The organism is Psychrobacillus mangrovi (assembly GCF_037104765.1).
GTDB lineage: Bacteria > Bacillota > Bacilli > Bacillales_A > Planococcaceae > Psychrobacillus > Psychrobacillus mangrovi.
Genome location: NZ_JBAWSY010000003.1, coordinates 23947 through 40105 on the forward strand (window position 1 = coordinate 23947; position 16159 = coordinate 40105).

At 37.0% G+C, this 16159-nt stretch carries 14 protein-coding genes and 2 other annotated features (1 of these 16 cut by a window edge); of the genes, 8 read left to right on the plus strand and 6 right to left on the minus strand.

From position 1 onward, the window contains the following. The 3 genes from WAX74_RS06090 to mnmL form a co-directional block, all read right to left on the minus strand. Positions 1–1083 (minus strand): type III polyketide synthase, encoded by a 1083-nt coding sequence (locus WAX74_RS06090; RefSeq protein ID WP_336496768.1) that lies wholly within the window; start codon positions 1081–1083, stop codon positions 1–3. Between the two features lie 125 nt (positions 1084–1208). Next, positions 1209–1778: a tRNA 5-(aminomethyl)-2-thiouridylate-methyltransferase MnmM gene (mnmM, locus tag WAX74_RS06095; protein WP_336496769.1), complete on the minus strand. Its 570-nt coding sequence runs from the start codon at positions 1776–1778 to the stop codon at positions 1209–1211. Then, entirely contained in the window at positions 1775–2734 is a 960-nt protein-coding gene (gene mnmL, locus WAX74_RS06100; RefSeq protein ID WP_336496770.1) for a tRNA modification radical SAM protein MnmL/YtqA, read from the minus strand. The genes mnmM and mnmL overlap by 4 nt, the downstream gene beginning before the upstream one ends. A 120-nt stretch (positions 2735–2854) precedes the next feature. Here mnmL and WAX74_RS06105 point away from each other — a divergent pair, with 120 nt between their 5' ends. Continuing rightward, entirely contained in the window at positions 2855–4033 is a 1179-nt protein-coding gene (locus WAX74_RS06105) for an MDR family MFS transporter (RefSeq protein WP_336496771.1), read from the plus strand. Positions 4034–4184: 151 nt separating this feature from the next. Here the strand turns inward: WAX74_RS06105 and WAX74_RS06110 are convergent, their stop codons facing one another. After that, positions 4185–4346, minus strand: a complete 162-nt coding sequence (locus WAX74_RS06110; protein WP_336496772.1) for a hypothetical protein — start codon at positions 4344–4346, stop codon at positions 4185–4187. 439 nt (positions 4347–4785) lie between these two features. On the opposite strand from WAX74_RS06110, the gene WAX74_RS06115 reads away from it, so the two are divergent. The 7 genes from WAX74_RS06115 (at position 4786) to leuS (ending at position 13436) form a co-directional block, all read left to right on the plus strand. Continuing rightward, positions 4786–5214 carry a hypothetical protein gene (locus WAX74_RS06115; RefSeq protein ID WP_336496773.1) on the plus strand — a complete coding sequence of 143 codons (429 nt, stop codon included), beginning with the start codon at positions 4786–4788 and terminating at the stop codon, positions 5212–5214. A 390-nt stretch (positions 5215–5604) separates the two neighbouring features. Next, positions 5605–6948 carry a sigma-54 interaction domain-containing protein gene (locus WAX74_RS06120; RefSeq protein ID WP_336496774.1) on the plus strand — a complete coding sequence of 448 codons (1344 nt, stop codon included), beginning with the start codon at positions 5605–5607 and terminating at the stop codon, positions 6946–6948. 230 nt (positions 6949–7178) lie between these two features. Then, on the plus strand, positions 7179–7868 hold the full coding sequence (locus tag WAX74_RS06125) for a CoA transferase subunit A (RefSeq protein WP_336496775.1): 690 nt from the start codon (positions 7179–7181) through the stop codon (positions 7866–7868). A 16-nt stretch (positions 7869–7884) separates the two neighbouring features. Beyond that, complete coding sequence (locus tag WAX74_RS06130) at positions 7885–8547, plus strand: 3-oxoacid CoA-transferase subunit B (RefSeq protein WP_336496776.1); 663 nt, start codon at positions 7885–7887, stop codon at positions 8545–8547. 34 nt (positions 8548–8581) lie between these two features. Beyond that, complete coding sequence (locus WAX74_RS06135; RefSeq protein WP_336496777.1) at positions 8582–9910, plus strand: GntP family permease; 1329 nt, start codon at positions 8582–8584, stop codon at positions 9908–9910. Between the two features lie 47 nt (positions 9911–9957). Further along, positions 9958–10725, plus strand: a complete 768-nt coding sequence (locus WAX74_RS06140; protein ID WP_336496778.1) for a 3-hydroxybutyrate dehydrogenase — start codon at positions 9958–9960, stop codon at positions 10723–10725. A gap of 43 nt (positions 10726–10768) precedes the next feature. Then, positions 10769–10981, plus strand: a binding site (T-box leader). Between the two features lie 43 nt (positions 10982–11024). Then, positions 11025–13436 (plus strand): leucine--tRNA ligase, encoded by a 2412-nt coding sequence (gene leuS / locus WAX74_RS06145; protein WP_336496779.1) that lies wholly within the window; start codon positions 11025–11027, stop codon positions 13434–13436. A 574-nt stretch (positions 13437–14010) separates the two neighbouring features. On the opposite strand, the gene WAX74_RS06150 is transcribed toward leuS, so the two are convergent. Further along, entirely contained in the window at positions 14011–14583 is a 573-nt protein-coding gene (locus WAX74_RS06150) for an anthranilate synthase component II (protein WP_336496780.1), read from the minus strand. Further along, entirely contained in the window at positions 14580–15968 is a 1389-nt protein-coding gene (gene trpE / locus WAX74_RS06155) for an anthranilate synthase component I (protein WP_336496781.1), read from the minus strand. Before trpE ends, WAX74_RS06150 begins: the two co-directional genes overlap by 4 nt. A 52-nt stretch (positions 15969–16020) precedes the next feature. Next, positions 16021–16159: a binding site (T-box leader), on the minus strand; it runs 90 nt beyond the window's last position.

A 16159-nucleotide genomic window follows, 5' to 3' on the forward strand; every position in this document is an offset into this window, starting at 1 on the left:
TTAATCACTCCAATTTAGCAAAACTGCTTCCCCACAAAAACCAGGTCCAAGAGCTATTAATAGTCCCAATTCGTCCATCTTATGATCTTTTAGCATAAATTGCTCCAAGACATAGAGCACGGTAGGTGAAGACATGTTTCCATGTTTTTTTAATACATCACGTGAAATAGCTGTTTGGTTTTCCTCAAGTTGAAGAGTTTCCTCATATGCTTGTAATACTTTTTTACCTCCAGGATGAGCGACAAAATTCTTAAGCAGATCTACTGAAATCCGTTGTTCTTCCATAAATTCATGGATAAATGGTCCAAGCCAGCTTGAAATAATAGAAGGTATGCTTTTCGAGAAAACAACATGTAATCCGTTATTCTTAATATCCCAGCCCATTACATTTTCGGAATCGGGCATCCATTTAGAAGCGGTATTTATAATAGAAGGGACTCGTTTATTTGTTTCCAATAAAACTTCTTCACCACAAACTAAGACGCATGCCGCCCCATCAGCAAATAGAGAAGCACCTATTAGATTACTTTTGGAATAATCATTTGGTTGAAATGTAAGGCTACATAATTCTACACAAACAACAAGTACTTTAGCTTTAGGATGAGCTTTGCAATAATCGAATGCTCTACTAACTCCCGCAGCTCCACCGGCGCAACCTAAACCCCAAATCGGAATACGCTTCGTTCGGTCAGAAAAAGGAAGATGGTTCATTACTCGAGCATCGATACTTGGAGTAGATATACCAGTACTGCTTACAAATATGATTGCGTCAATCTCCTCGGGCTTAAGAGTACCTTTTAGAAAAGAAGTATTACTTAGGCAAGCTTGAATTACTTCTACACTATATTTTGTTGCAAGCTCAATATAAAGATCATTTCGTTCTTCAAATGAATGCTCTTTCTGATGCCACTCTAATGGTACACAAAAATAGCGAGTATCAATATCTCCATTTTCAAAAACTTTTAATAATCTATCTAATTGCGCAATTTTATCTTGAAACAATTCTTTTGTTAATTGTTCAATATTGGATTGCTCCAATGCATATGGAGGATTATATGTACTAATAGAAGCAATTTTAGGCATGGAATTCTCCTTTACAAATTGATAAGAATAATTAATCTCTATTACAATTACATTCCGAGCGCCTAGGCTTTTCTATTTAGTTTCTCCATGCTCTTTTAAAATATGCAAAGAAGTAGACAAATAATTTAGGATGCTTTCATCTTTTCTATAGCGATAATAAAAGGTGGGTTATTCTGTTGATTTAAAAATTGATAGCAAAGTACATGCGCGTAGGATTGGGGTAATTGTTGTACATAATTTAAGATTGCATCTTTTTCTTCTTTACCACCGGCATGTCCGTGATAAACAACTAATACAATAAAACCACCTATTTTCAACATCCCTAAAAGAGATTCTATAGCTTGAATTGTGGAATTTCCTTTTGTCACAATTTGATGATTGCTACCAGGTAAGTACCCGAGATTGAAAATAGCAGCAGAAAGTTCCTTTTGAACATAGGCTGAAACATGTTCATGCCCATCTAATATAAGAGTAGCTCTACAATTTAAATTTGATTCAACTAATTTCTCCTCAGTAGATTTTAGTGCCTCGGCTTGTACATCAAATGCATAAACATGCCCAGTTTCTCCAACCAATTGTGCTAAAAATAATGTATCATGCCCATTGCCAGCTGTTGCATCCACTACGTAATCTCCTTGTTGAATAACTGAAGCCAATAATTCCTTGGCAAAAGGTAAAACTCTTTTTAATTTCATTTCAAAACACCAGTCTTTTGATAAAATTTTCCTTGATAACTCTCGCGTTTAGCTAATTCTGCGTCAATTCCATTTAATACATCCCATTTGTTTACACTCCACATCGGTCCGATCATTAAGTCTATAGGACCATCACCCGTGATACGTTGTACAATCATTTCTGGAGGTAAAATCTCTAACTGATCTGTTACTAGTTGGATATATGCATCTCGTTCCATAAATTCCAGTTTTCCTTTTTCATATTGTTTCACCATTGGTGTTCCTTTGAGTAAATGTAATAAATGAATTTTTATGCCTTGAACATCGAGTTTAGCTACTTCTCTGGCGGTTTCCATCATCATATCTCTATCTTCCAAAGGTAAACCATTAATAATATGTGTGCAAATTCGAATGCCATGTTTTCTTAACTTATTTACTCCTTCTATATAAGTAGGGTAATCGTGAGCACGATTGACCAAGTTAGCAGTTCTTTCATGAACAGTTTGCAATCCTAGTTCTATCCATAAAAAGGTCCGTTCATTGAGTTCAGCTAGATATTCTACAACATCATCCGGTAAACAATCTGGTCTAGTCGCAATGGAAATCCCAACGACCCCTTCTAAGGAAAGAGCCGCTTCAAATTTTTCTTTTAGAATAGGCAATGGTGCATGAGTATTTGTATATGCCTGAAAATAAGCAATGTATTTTCCCGCTTTCCATTTTTCGTGCATTTTGGCTTTTATTTTTTCAAATTGCACAGGAATGGAATCGACTTTATCGCCTGCAAAGTCACCGCTTCCTGCTACACTACAAAAAGTACAGCCTCCATATGCAACAGTACCATCTCTATTAGGGCAATCAAACCCGGCATCAAGAGCTACTTTGAAAATTTTTTGATTAAACATATCTCGTAAATAGCGATTCCAAGTATAGTATCTTTTCCCATCAGAAGGAAAAGGTAATTGATTTTCGGTCATTTTGACTCCTCCTTAAAGGATTATTTTAACATGACTTTGTTAAGTTTGTAGCAACATCTTGAAGTGCAATCTGAAAAGGAATACAATGTTCAGAGTGCAAAGAGAAATGAGGTGTTTTTATTGCCAAAAGCAGTGTGGCTTTTAATTATTGGAATGTTTATTAATACGACAGGAAATTCTTTTTTGTGGCCATTACATACAATTTATATGCATGATTATTTGGGGCAATCTTTAACTGTTGCAGGATTTGTTCTCATGATAAATGCCGGGACTGGTGTTATTGGTAACTTACTTGGTGGTTATTTGTTTGATCATATTGGCGGATATAAGTCTATTGTTCTTGGTATTGTTTTATCAATAGTTCCTTTAATACTTTTAACATTTTGGCACGGGTGGCCAGAATATATTTGGTTTGTAGCTATTTTAGGTTTTAGTGGTGGTATTATTTTCCCAAGCATGTATGCAATGGTAGGAAGTGTTTGGCCAGAAGGTGGAAGAAAAGCTTTTAACTCTATTTATTTGGCACAAAATTTAGGTGTAGCCATAGGGCCGGCAATTGCAGGATTAGTTGCAAGCCATAATATAAATAATATCTTTCTAGCGAATTTACTAACATATGTGTTATTTTTATTTGTTGCTCTATTCTTTTATCGTAATATGTCATCAACAACTAATAAACATGTAGCTGTTTTTAATGAACAAAAGAAAATAAATCAAAAAGCTCCTTTTTATGCAATGATGATTGTAACAATTGGTTACATGTTAACATGGATTGTTTATGTACAGTGGACTTCAACGATTTCTACACATGTGCTTGATTTAGGAATAACATTAAAACAATATAGTTTATTATGGACAATAAATGGGGCGCTCATAATAGCTGGACAACCTCTTATTAAACCAATTATTAATAGATTGGAAAATAAGATTAAAGCACAAATGATTTTAGGAATCGTGATTTTCATGGGATCATTTGTTGTGGTTGCTTTTGCTGAAAGCTACACTATGTTTATAACAGCTATGGTTATATTGACTATCGGTGAAATGTTCGTTTGGCCTGCGGTACCTACACTTGCTGATAAATTAGCTCCTAAAGGCAGAGAAGGCTTTTATCAAGGGATTGTCAATAGTATGGCGACTATAGGTAGAATGATTGGACCTTTCATCGGTGGAATTTTAGTAGAAGCTTACGGTACACCTATGATGATCCTTACTTTAACTAGTTTGATGATCTTTGCGATTGTCACAAGTCTGCTTTACGATCTGCCTCTTAAGAAGGTTGCGAAAGAGAATGAATAAAGAAAAAACTCTTTTGTCGTAACGGGTTCTGTTCAGAATCACAAATTGTAAAAATTTCAATAAAATATATAACTAAAAGCACTGTAATTTGACGCAAATCTGTAATAGATTTCACTTCAAACAGCAGTGCTTTTTTCTTGTATTATTAATTTCAATTGTTTGAAAGTATTCTTTCTTCTTTTTCTATAAGGATTTTCTTTTCAACTGGAGCGTTTTTTGCTGGCTGTACAGATTTAGTTGGAATATTGGAGTGTTTAGTTGGAAAAATGGCTGCTTTAGTTGGAATTTTAGGGTACTTAGTTGGAAAGTTCATTTTTCCGCGAAGAAATCAGGCGATTTTCGTTAGATTCTCAATGTCGCGGAGTGTTTTTTGCTAGCCTCAATGCTATTGCCATTTTAGAAACTTCGAACAAATCCTCTATCAATGTTTTCAGACGTATCTATTTTTATCCAAAATTACAATATAAGTCGCTCGCTATCCATCCGTTATGCTAGGATTCTTCAACAAATCTGCATAGGTTTGGTTTATTGAGAATTAATGAAACTCTTCTTTCATAAGAACGTATTTATATTAGATATGTCATTGTTGGAATACTGTGTAATTTCATATAAATAAGAAGGTAATTTTGGAGGATGGAGAAGTAGTAATATGAATTTAAATGAGGGGGTAAGAGAATGAAGATAAAAATATAACAGCGATTTGTGCTGTTGTAGAAAAAGAATTCACTGGTCCCAATGAAGAGTATGTACGCTTGCAAAAAGATATCGATGTGAAAATGGCGGAAATAATGAGTAATCTTCCGGAAGGTGTAAATGGTGCGTCCCCGGATGGTACACCAGAATGGACGGCTTACGAGGAATTTGTTGAAAAAACCTACAAACCCTACTTTACTAATAATGCATTTGACAAGCTTATTTCTACTAATTTTGCTTTTGATTATCAATCTTATTTTACAAGGGCGGATAACGTTGATTATAAAATGAACGTTAGCAATATTGTAGTGAAACAAGAAGATCATCCTACTATTTATCGTTTTACGTTTGAGGTTGAATTTGTAAACAGTGCGGGTAAGACTTCTACCCATCAATTGATAGGGGAGGCTATATGTCCTGAGGAAGGTAAAATTGGAAGAATCCAGTTCGGGGGAGACATCCAAGAATTAAAGAGTGCAGGATTTTAAATAGCCAGCACTATAGCATTTAACATAATTTCATAAAAGTATATATATTAATGAATCGCCTTAACGGAGTCTCTTTCCTCGCGCAGTTGCAGCGTTTAAGGCGCACATCCTAGAAATGTCCGAGGATACAGTACCTTTCAATAAAGAGAGTGAAAGCAGAATCTGCATTTCGTGAACATTTAATAGAATATACATTAATCATTTTCAAAAGAAACCACTGGCATTCGCGCCTTGTAAGTCGCACGACGTTCGGCGAGCGCGAATGATTATATAATAGTAAATATTCCCCTAAACCCTAAACCAGACCGCTCAAAAGTTCCAGATAAACAAAAAAGGGAATTGATTAATTGTCTAACTTTTGAGATTATAAACCAATAGGGAGGGTAAAATATGGATACTTTATTGGGAAATTTGTCAGTGTCAGTCCTAGCACAAATACTAGAGAATGCATTCCAATGGTTTGTTGTTGTAGACAGAGATTCCAACATACTTTATATGAATGAAGATTATTGCCGATTTCTAGAGGTTACGAAAGAAAATGCAATCGGACAGCCCGTTGCAGAAGTTATTGAAAATACAAAGATGCATGAGGTGATTATGTCTGGGGTTGCAGATATAGCATCACCTCATTATATAAAAGGAACGTATATGCTGGCGAACCGTGTTCCGCTTGTTGTAGATGGGGAAATTGTTGGTGCATTCGGTAGCGTTATATTTCGAGATATGTCGGATTGGAAAAAGCTGAGCTCGCACGTTCGTACTACGATGGAACGCATCCAATTAAATATAGAAGATAATAGTTATAAAGAGTACCATTTAGTAGATATTAAAGGCACTTCTGTCGCAATGCGTAAAATAAAAGAAACAATTGAGATGATCGCCCCTAGTGATTTGCCAGTTTTAATCGAAGGCGAAAGTGGTACAGGAAAAGAAATGTTTGCGCATAGTATTCATCAGCTATCCGAACGATCGGATGGACTTTTTGTTAAGGTAAATTGTGCTGCAGTTCCTCCTGAATTATTAGAGGAAGAGTTATTCGGAAAGTTAGACATATTAACTGGACATTTACGAAAAGGGCGAGTTCAGCAAGCGGATAAAGGTACTCTCTTTATTGACGAGATAAGTTCTCTTCCTCTTACTTTGCAAGCTAAGTTACTTCGTACTCTGCAAGACAAAGAGGTTGTTTCTATGCATTCAGAGAAAGGGGAACAAGTAAACGTTAGAATTTTGGCGGCATCCAATGTCTCCCTATCCAAATTGGTGGAGGAAAAGAAATTTCGTGAGGACTTGTTTTACCGAATACAAGCGATTACCTTAAGTATTCCTCCATTAAGAGAGCGTATGGAAGATTTTACGGAGCTACTGAATCATTTTTTACAAAAATTTATTGTTCAAGCAGGACGTCGAAAAATTATTTTAGCAACTAAAACAAGAGAAATACTCCAATCTTATCATTGGCCAGGAAATGTAACTGAATTGCAAAATGTTCTTCAAGCAGCGGTTTATTTAGCAGAAGATGATGTTATTTTACCTTCTGCTCTCCCAGCACAGGTAAAGAAGAGAAATGCTTTATCATTTCAGGCTTCAGGTAAACTGGCTCATATTTTACTAGAGGTTGAAAAAAATGTGATTCGTGATTTACTAGAAGAAGAGCCTAATAAAGCCTTGATTGCAAAACAATTAGGAATTAGCAGATCAACACTTTATGAAAAAATAAAAAAATATAACTTTTGACCTAAATTCCGATTTTTCGGACAAATATCCAGATAATCGGAATTTATTTTAGATAGAAAAATTAAGATTACGTTTTATTATTTCGTAATAGTTGTCCAGATTTTCAGAATTTAATAGAGACAAAATGCCTAATAGTTGTCACAATTGCTATTGCGTGAATTTTTAGAATCTGTTTTAATAACAGTTGAAAGCGCTTTTATTTCGCATCAAATATGTAAGGAGGAAATACAATGAAACCGATTTATTCTTCTGCAGAGGAAGCGGTAAAGGAAATACAAGATGGAGCAACATTGATGGTCGGAGGTTTCGGCTTGGTCGGAATTCCAGAAAAACTAATTCTAGCATTAGTTGAAAAAGGTGTTAAGGATTTAACGGTCATTTCTAATAATTGTGGAGTGGACGATTGGGGTTTAGGACTTTTATTAAATAATAAGCAAATTAAAAAAATGATAGGTTCATATGTAGGTGAGAACAAAGAATTTGAACGTCAAGTGCTAGCAGGTGAAATTGAAGTAGAGTTAACTCCTCAAGGAACACTTGCAGAAAAAATCAGAGCTGGTGGGGCAGGAATTCCAGCATTTTACACGCCGGCTGGAGTAGGTACTCCAATAGCTGATGGAAAAGAAATTCGCGTTTTTGACGGAAAAGAATATGTGTTGGAAGAATCACTGCGTGCAGACTTTGCTCTTATACGAGCTGCCAAAGCAGATAAATTTGGAAATCTTATCTATAACAAGACGGCTCAAAACTTTAATCCGATGATGGCCGCAGCAGGAAAGATTACTATTGCAGAAGTAGAAGAAATTGTGGAAACAGGAGATTTAGACCCTGCCATCGTTCATACACCAAGCATTTATGTACAAGGCCTGCTACAAGCTAATCAAGAAAAACGGATTGAACGATTAATGACTCGATCATAGATGGGAGAGATTTAGAGTGACAAAATTAACTAGTAGAGAACTAATTGCTATTCGAGCTGAGAAGGAAATAGAAGATGGAAATTATGTAAATTTAGGTATTGGGATACCTACATTAGTTGCCAATTATATTTCACCGAATAAGACGGTAGTATTGCAATCTGAAAATGGACTTCTTGGAATAGGTCCTTATCCGACTCAAGAGGAAGTGGATCCAGACTTAATAAATGCCGGTAAAGAAACAGTGACAACTATTCCCGGTTCCGCATTCTTTTCAAGTGCAGAATCATTTGGGATGATACGTGGTGGTCATGTGGATGTTGCTATCCTAGGTGGGATGGAGGTTTCTGAAAAAGGAGACTTAGCAAATTGGATGATACCTGGAAAAATGATAAAAGGTATGGGCGGTGCTATGGATTTAGTGCATGGTGCCAAAAAAACAATTGTAATTATGGATCATGTAGCAAAGGATGGTTCACCAAAAATTAAAAAAGAGTGCTCTCTTCCGTTAACTGGAAAGGGTGTAGTAGACAAGATCATTACAGAGCGTGCCACTATAGAAGTGACACCAGAAGGTCTTGTACTTACAGAAGTGTTAGAGGGGTACACCGTACAAGATATTATTGATTCAACAGAAGCTACTTTAAATGTTGAAAATGTAAAAGAAAATGTTTCATTTTAATATGTCTGTATAAAACAATTCGGGGGGATTTGTTATGGAAGTACTAAGTATGATTGGCCTAATAGGAGGCCTAGTTTTACTTATAGTATTGACGATGAAGGGTGTAAATATATTAATCGCTGGCCCAATCTCAGCACTATTGGTAGCATTGACGAGTGGAATGCCATTATTTCCACAGTTGGCTGCTGAAGGTCAAGCTAATTATGTAACAAGTTATATGACAGGGTTTACAGGATTTATTATGTCCTGGTATTTAATGTTCTTACTAGGAGCTGTCTTTGGTAAAGTTATGGAGGATAGCGGTGCGGCGGATTCCGTATCAAAATGGATCGTAGATAAATTAGGAATGAAATATGCAGTATTGGCAATCGTAATTGCCTGTGCAATCCTTACATATGGTGGCGTAAGTCTGTTCGTAGTTGCGTTCTCTGTATATCCAATGGCAATTTCATTGTTTAAGCAAGCAGACTTACCACGTCGCTTTATTCCAGCAACATTAGGACTTGGTTCGGTTACGTTTACGATGACATCTGCGGGTTCTCCTGAAATTCAAAACTGGATCCCAATTCAATTTTTAGGTACAGACGCTTATGCTGGGTGGGAAGTAAGTATTATCGTAGCAGCGTTTATGGCGATTTTTGGGTATTGGTGGTTGAAACGTATTATTCAGAAGGCTGTTAATAAAGGGGAAAGATTTGTTGACCGTGAAAATGATCCGACGTTTGATACAGCAAGAAGTTTACCAAATCCTTTCTTAGCAATGGTTCCGTTAGCTGTAGTATTAGTGATCTCATTTATTTTCCATGATAAGCTAGCGCAATCAGCATTGATCATAGCGTTACTTGGAGGAGTTATTGCAACCTACTTCGTTGGAAGAAAATATTCCAAGAATTTCTGGGAAGCATTTTCAGCAGGTACTGTTGGTGCAATTATTGCAATCGGTAATACAGCTGCGGTTGTTGGATTTGGGGGCGTTGCTAAAAATGTGCCTGCATTTACAACTGCTGTTGAGGCAATGACAAACATTCCTGGTTCGCCTCTAATTGGGGCTGCTATTGCGGTATCCGTAATTGCTGGTATGACTGGTTCTTCATCTGGCGGTCAATCTATAGCGTTGCCATTATTGGCCCCACATTATATGGATATGGGAGTTAATACTGAAGCATTACACAGGGTTGTTGCAATTTCATCTGGTGCACTTGATTCATTGCCACATAATGGATACGTAGTAACTACAATTCAATCAATCTGTGGAGAAAAACATAGCCAAGCTTATTGGCCAGTAGCTGCAACTACAGTTGTAGTCCCATTAATTGGAACAGCTATTGCAATAATTTTATTCTCGCTTGGTTTAGGTATTTAATTTTTCAGTCCAATGAGCTTAATGGCTGATTTTGGAGGTAAAGACGAATGGTAAAAGATAGAGTACTTCTCATCACAGGGGCTGCACAAGGGATAGGGTTTCAAATTGCACAGGAATTTTATCAGGCTGGTGCGAAGGTAGTATTAACTGATATAAATGAAGAAAAAGTTAAAGATGCAGCTGCTTCACTAGGAAGTAATGCCCTTGGTATTAAATGTGATGTGACAAACGAGGAAGATATTATTAATTCTATTAATCTAACTGTCAAAGAGTTTGGAAGTATAGATATATTAATTAACAATGCAGGGATGCAACATGTTTCTATGTTAGAAGATTTTCCTACTGAACGCTTCGAATTATTAGTGAAAATTATGCTAACAGCTCCGTTCATGGCGACTAAGCATGTTCTTCCGCATATGCGTAAAGAAGGTTTTGGCCGAATTATCAATATGGCTTCTATTAATGGTTTAGTAGGTTTTGCTGGTAAAGCAGCATATAACTCTGCAAAGCATGGTGTAATTGGCTTAACAAAAGTCGCTGCCTTAGAAACCGCAGCAGATGGAATTACAGTAAACGCTATCTGTCCGGGATATGCTGATACGCCATTAGTAAGAAACCAATTACAGGACCTAGCAACTACACGCAATGTTCCTTTAGAGTCAGTACTGGAAGAAGTTATTTATCCATTAGTACCACAAAGACGTTTGTTAGATGTGAAAGAAATTGCAGATTTGGCATTGTTTTTAGCAAGTGATGCTGCAAAAGGAATGACAGGTCAAGCTGTAGTATTAGACGGCGGATACACTACTCAATAAAAACTTGCTATTTCAGCGTATTTCCTCTAAAATACGAAGTAATAGCAAGACGCAGATAAGGATCAGTAAATAGATAGTGTTTCTATAGAGAGCTAACGGTTGGTGGAAGTTAGTGTAATGCCCTGTTGAACTCGCCTTTGAGTCTGTATGAGTGAACTGTCAGTAGCTTATACCGTTTTCCGCGTTAAGGAATCAAGTTGAGTGATTTTTCACTAATTTGGGTGGTACCGCGTGAGGTTAATCTCTCGTCCCTTAGTTTTTTAAGGGGCGAGTTTTTTTTATTTTGAGGAGGAATTACAATGAGCTTTAATCATCAAGCAATTGAAAAAAAGTGGCAGAATTATTGGCAACAAAACAAGACATATAAGATGACTGATGACCCATCAAAACCAAAATTTTATGCACTTGATATGTTTCCTTATCCTTCTGGAGTAGGTCTACACGTTGGGCATCCACTTGGTTATATCGCTACAGATATTTTAAGTGCATATAAACGTAAGCAAGGATATAACGTGCTTCATCCAATGGGATGGGATGCTTTTGGACTTCCAGCAGAGCAATATGCAATCGATACAGGTAATGACCCTGCAGAATTTACAGCAAAAAATATTGCTACATTCAAACGTCAAATGATGGATCTTGGTTTTTCATTTGATTGGGATAGAGAAGTCAATACAACAGACCCTTCTTATTACAAATGGACGCAATGGATTTTCATTCAACTATATAAAAAAGGTCTAGCGTATGTGGATGAAGTGCCTGTAAACTGGTGTCCTGCATTAGGAACTGTTTTGGCAAATGAAGAAGTAATCGATGGAGTATCCGAACGTGGAGGGCATCCTGTAGAACGACGTCCAATGCGTCAATGGGTGCTTCGTATAACTGCTTATGCAGATAGACTTTTAGAGGATTTAGATGATCTTGATTGGCCAGAAAGTTTAAAAGAAATGCAACGTAATTGGATTGGACGTTCAGAAGGTGCTGAGCTTACTTTTGAAATTGATGGCACGAACGAATCATTCCGTGCATTTACAACACGCCCAGATACTATTTTTGGAGCCACATATGCAGTATTAGCCCCTGAGCATAAGCTTGTAGATACAATTACGACAGCAGAGCAAAAGGAAGCAGTGCAAGCCTATAAAGATCAAGTAAAATTGAAGAGTGATCTAGAGCGTACAGATCTTGCAAAACATAAAACTGGTGTATTTACCGGTGCCTATGCGATTAATCCAATAAACGGTGAAAAAATGCCAATCTGGATTGCAGACTATGTATTAGCAACTTATGGAACAGGTGGTATTATGGCAGTTCCTGCTCATGATGAGCGTGATTTTGAGTTCGCAAAACAATTTGATCTGCCAATCGTCGAAGTTGTGTCTGGTGGAGATATTGAAAAAGAAGCTTATACATCAGATGGAACACTTATTAACTCTGATTTCTTGAATGGTTTAAACAAACAAGAAGCGATTGCTAAAGCGATCGATTGGTTTGAGTCGAACGGTAAAGGTGAAAGAAAAATTACGTATCGTCTACGTGACTGGTTATTTAGTCGCCAACGTTATTGGGGAGAACCAATTCCAATTATCCATTGGGAAGATGGAACGTCTACCCCTGTAGATGAGTCTGAATTACCTTTGATGCTCCCAGTAACAGAAGATATTAAGCCAAGTGGTACAGGTGAATCTCCACTTGCGAATATTACGGAATGGGTAAATGTTGTAGATCCAGAAACAGGTAAAAAAGGTCGTAGGGAAACAAATACAATGCCTCAATGGGCAGGTAGCTGTTGGTACTACTTACGCTATATCGATCCAAATAATGACGAAGCACTTGTAGATCCAGAACTAGCAAAACGCTGGCTTCCGGTTGATATTTACGTGGGTGGAGCAGAGCATGCTGTACTGCATTTATTGTACGCTAGATTTTGGCATAAGTTCCTTTATGATATTGGTGTAGTGACAACAAAAGAACCTTTCCAAAAACTATTTAACCAAGGCATGATCTTAGGTGAAGGTAACGAAAAAATGTCTAAGTCAAAAGGAAATGTTGTAAACCCGGATGATATCGTAGTAAGTCATGGTGCCGATTCCCTTCGTCTTTATGAAATGTTCATGGGACCTCTTGATTCTTCAAAACCATGGTCTACAAACGGATTAGATGGTTCACGAAGATTCCTAGATCGTATTTGGCGTTTGTTAGTTGATGAAGATGGTAAATTGAGCTCTAAAGTGACAGACACTTCTTCTGATAATATGGAAAAAGCTTATCACCAAACAGTGAAAAAAGTAACGGAAGACTTTGAAGCAATGCATTACAACACCGCCATTTCACAAATGATGGTATTTATTAATGAAGGATATAAAGCAGAGCAAATTTCGAAAGAATATGTAGAAGGATTTGTGAAGCTTATTTCTCCAATTGTCCCACATATTGCTGAGGAACTTTGGAGTATTCTAGGACATGATGATACAATCGTTTATGAATCTTGGCCAACTTTCGATGAATCTAAATTAGTTGACAATGAAGTGGAAATTCCTGTTCAAATTAAAGGAAAAGTCCGTGCAAAATTACTTGTTGCAAAAGATGCAACAAAAGAAGAGCTTGAAGCATTGGCTTTGGCTTCTGAACAAGTACAACAATGGTTGGAAGGGCAACAAGTGAAGAAAATCATTGCAATACCAGGTAAAATGGTGAATATCGTTATTTAATAAGCAATAGAAAAGCTGTTCCACTCTTGTCTAGATAGTGGAGCAGCTTTTTGTATAACCATTTCTACAATCCTAAATTAATAAGCTCTTATCTTTTAAAGAGTGACACCGGACAAACACCCACCATTTGATTACGAATAAAGGAGGGGAAAGCGACGCAGTCGCTTTCCCTTACCAGACTGTAGACAAACTCAATTTAGGGTGTCTAGAGTTGTATATTTAATTCGGCAAGGACCACCACTTAGCTTTCCGTGGGCTTGGCTTCAGCCTCCTAGGCCAACAGGATGTTGGTCATGCAATCGTTGCCGCAAAAGTTCTTTTGCGACGAGCTTTGCGCAGGAGCAGGATGCGGCGAACTTAGATTGCCTTCCTCTCAATCTGCGGGGTCTTCTGCTCAAGCTGTTCCCACAGGAGTCTTCGTGGTGGTCCTTGCCTTATAAACAATTCCTTATAGATATCTACTCTTTACTGCTAAATGGATAAAGTAACATCCTTAAAATTTTTTACGGTAATTAATGCTTAGTCCAAGCACTCCATCATTGATAAAAATTAAAGGCATATGATCATTTCTTCATTAGCTTATTTGTGCTATAAAAGCTTGAATCAATTGATCACCTTGTTCTGTTCCAATAGATTCAGGGTGAAATTGAAGTCCGAATACAGGGTAGTTCCGATGCTTGATTGCCATGATTTCATTATCATCTGTTGCACGTGCAAGCACTTCTAAATCTTCACTTAACGTTTGCTCATCAATTACTAGTGAATGGTACCGCATGACTGAAATAGATTCGTTAAATGGCTGAAATAAGGAATCTGAAGAATGCTCAACTATCGATAATTTCCCATGCATAATATTTTTCGCTTGAACGATATCTGCTCCAAAAGCAGCTCCAATGGACTGGTGACCAAGACAGATTCCGAGAATTGGATATTTCTCATGTAATTCCCGGATTAATTGGATTGAAATCCCAGCTTCCGAAGGATCCCCTGGACCAGGGGATATAATAATTGCTTCAGGATGTAGTTCTTCAATTTCTTTGATAGTAATATCGTCATTCCGGATAACCTTAACTTCTTTGCCTAGCATGCTTACTTGTTGATATAAGTTATACGTAAACGAATCATAATTATCTATTAATAGAATCATCGTTGTACCTCCAAAAGAGCCTTGGCTTTGTTCAACGTTTCCTCATATTCGCTTTTTGGAATAGAATCAAAAACTATTCCAGCTCCAGCTTGAACATGAGCTTTTTTATCCTTTATAACCATTGTTCGGATAGCAAGGGCTAAATCCATATTGCCGGTGACGGATACATAGCCAACAGCTCCAGCATATACGCCACGTTTAGATGTCTCAAGTTGATTAATAATTTGCATGGCTCTAATTTTGGGTGCGCCAGAAACGGTTCCGGCTGGCAAACACGCAGTTAATACATCTAAAACATGTGTGTCCTTTTTTAATCGACCAGTTACCTCTGAAACGATGTGCATCACGTATTTATAGTATTCTATGTTCATATATTTTTCGATTGTGACAGAACCAATTTCCGAGATACGTCCAATATCATTACGACCTAAATCTACAAGCATTCGATGTTCTGCAACTTCTTTTTCATCGTTTAATAAAGCCTTTGCAATTTGTTCATCCTCTTGAATTGATTTACCACGAGGTTTAGTTCCAGCTATTGGATTTGTAGTAACTAATCCATTTTGTACTTTTACAAGGCTTTCTGGAGAAGTACCGAGTATTATATAATGTTCAAAGTCCATATAAAACATATATGGAGATGGATTGGATGTACGTAGCTTACGATATAATGCAAATGGATTTCCTGCATAGGGTGAAGAAAATCTCTGTGACAAAACAACCTGAAAAATATCGCCTTTTATAATATGCTCTTTTGCTTTTTCAACCATTTCTATGAATGTCTGTTCATCTATCATTGGTTGAAATGCCAGCTTCTCTTCCTTTTCAGATGGGGAAATGGGCCCGTTTTTTAGATCAGAGCAGATTGCTTCAATTGCCTCTATCATTTCGCTGTGGGTACGACCATTTTGGAATAAATCGATTGCTGCAATTGTAGTAGTTTGCTTTAAATGATCATAAATCACAAATGTATCGTAAAACATTACATGTATATCTGGCATTTCTAAATCATCATGGAGAAACTCTCCAATTTTTTCACTGTAAAATGCAGTCTCATAACCAAAATAGCCAATTGCACCGCCAAAAAATGAAAAAGGATATTTTTCTGAGTGAATTGGCATCATCGTTTTTAGTTTTTCGATGATGGATTCGGTTCCTTTTTCCTGACTACCACTATCAGATTGAAGTAAATATCCAGAGTGATTTCCTGTTAATTCTGCAATGGGGTTACACGCAATAAATGAATACCTTCCACTTTCTTCATGCTTTGCGGAGGATTCGAATAACATCTTTTTCTTTCCGTTTAACGCATGATAAATGGAAATAGGAGTCATCATATCCCCTTGCATTTCTTTCATTTCGTAACTACTCGTCTCAACTGTCATAGCTCTGCTCTCCTTTTCTCAGCTCAATAAAACACAAAAAAGGCCCTCCATCATAAAGGACGGAGAGCCGTGGTGCCACCTTTTTTGATTACTATTGTAATCCACTTTGTTGCAAATAATATATTGCGAGTCCTGTAACGTAGACATACGCCAAAGCCTACTAAAATTTTTCAGCCTTGGAGCTCAGAAGC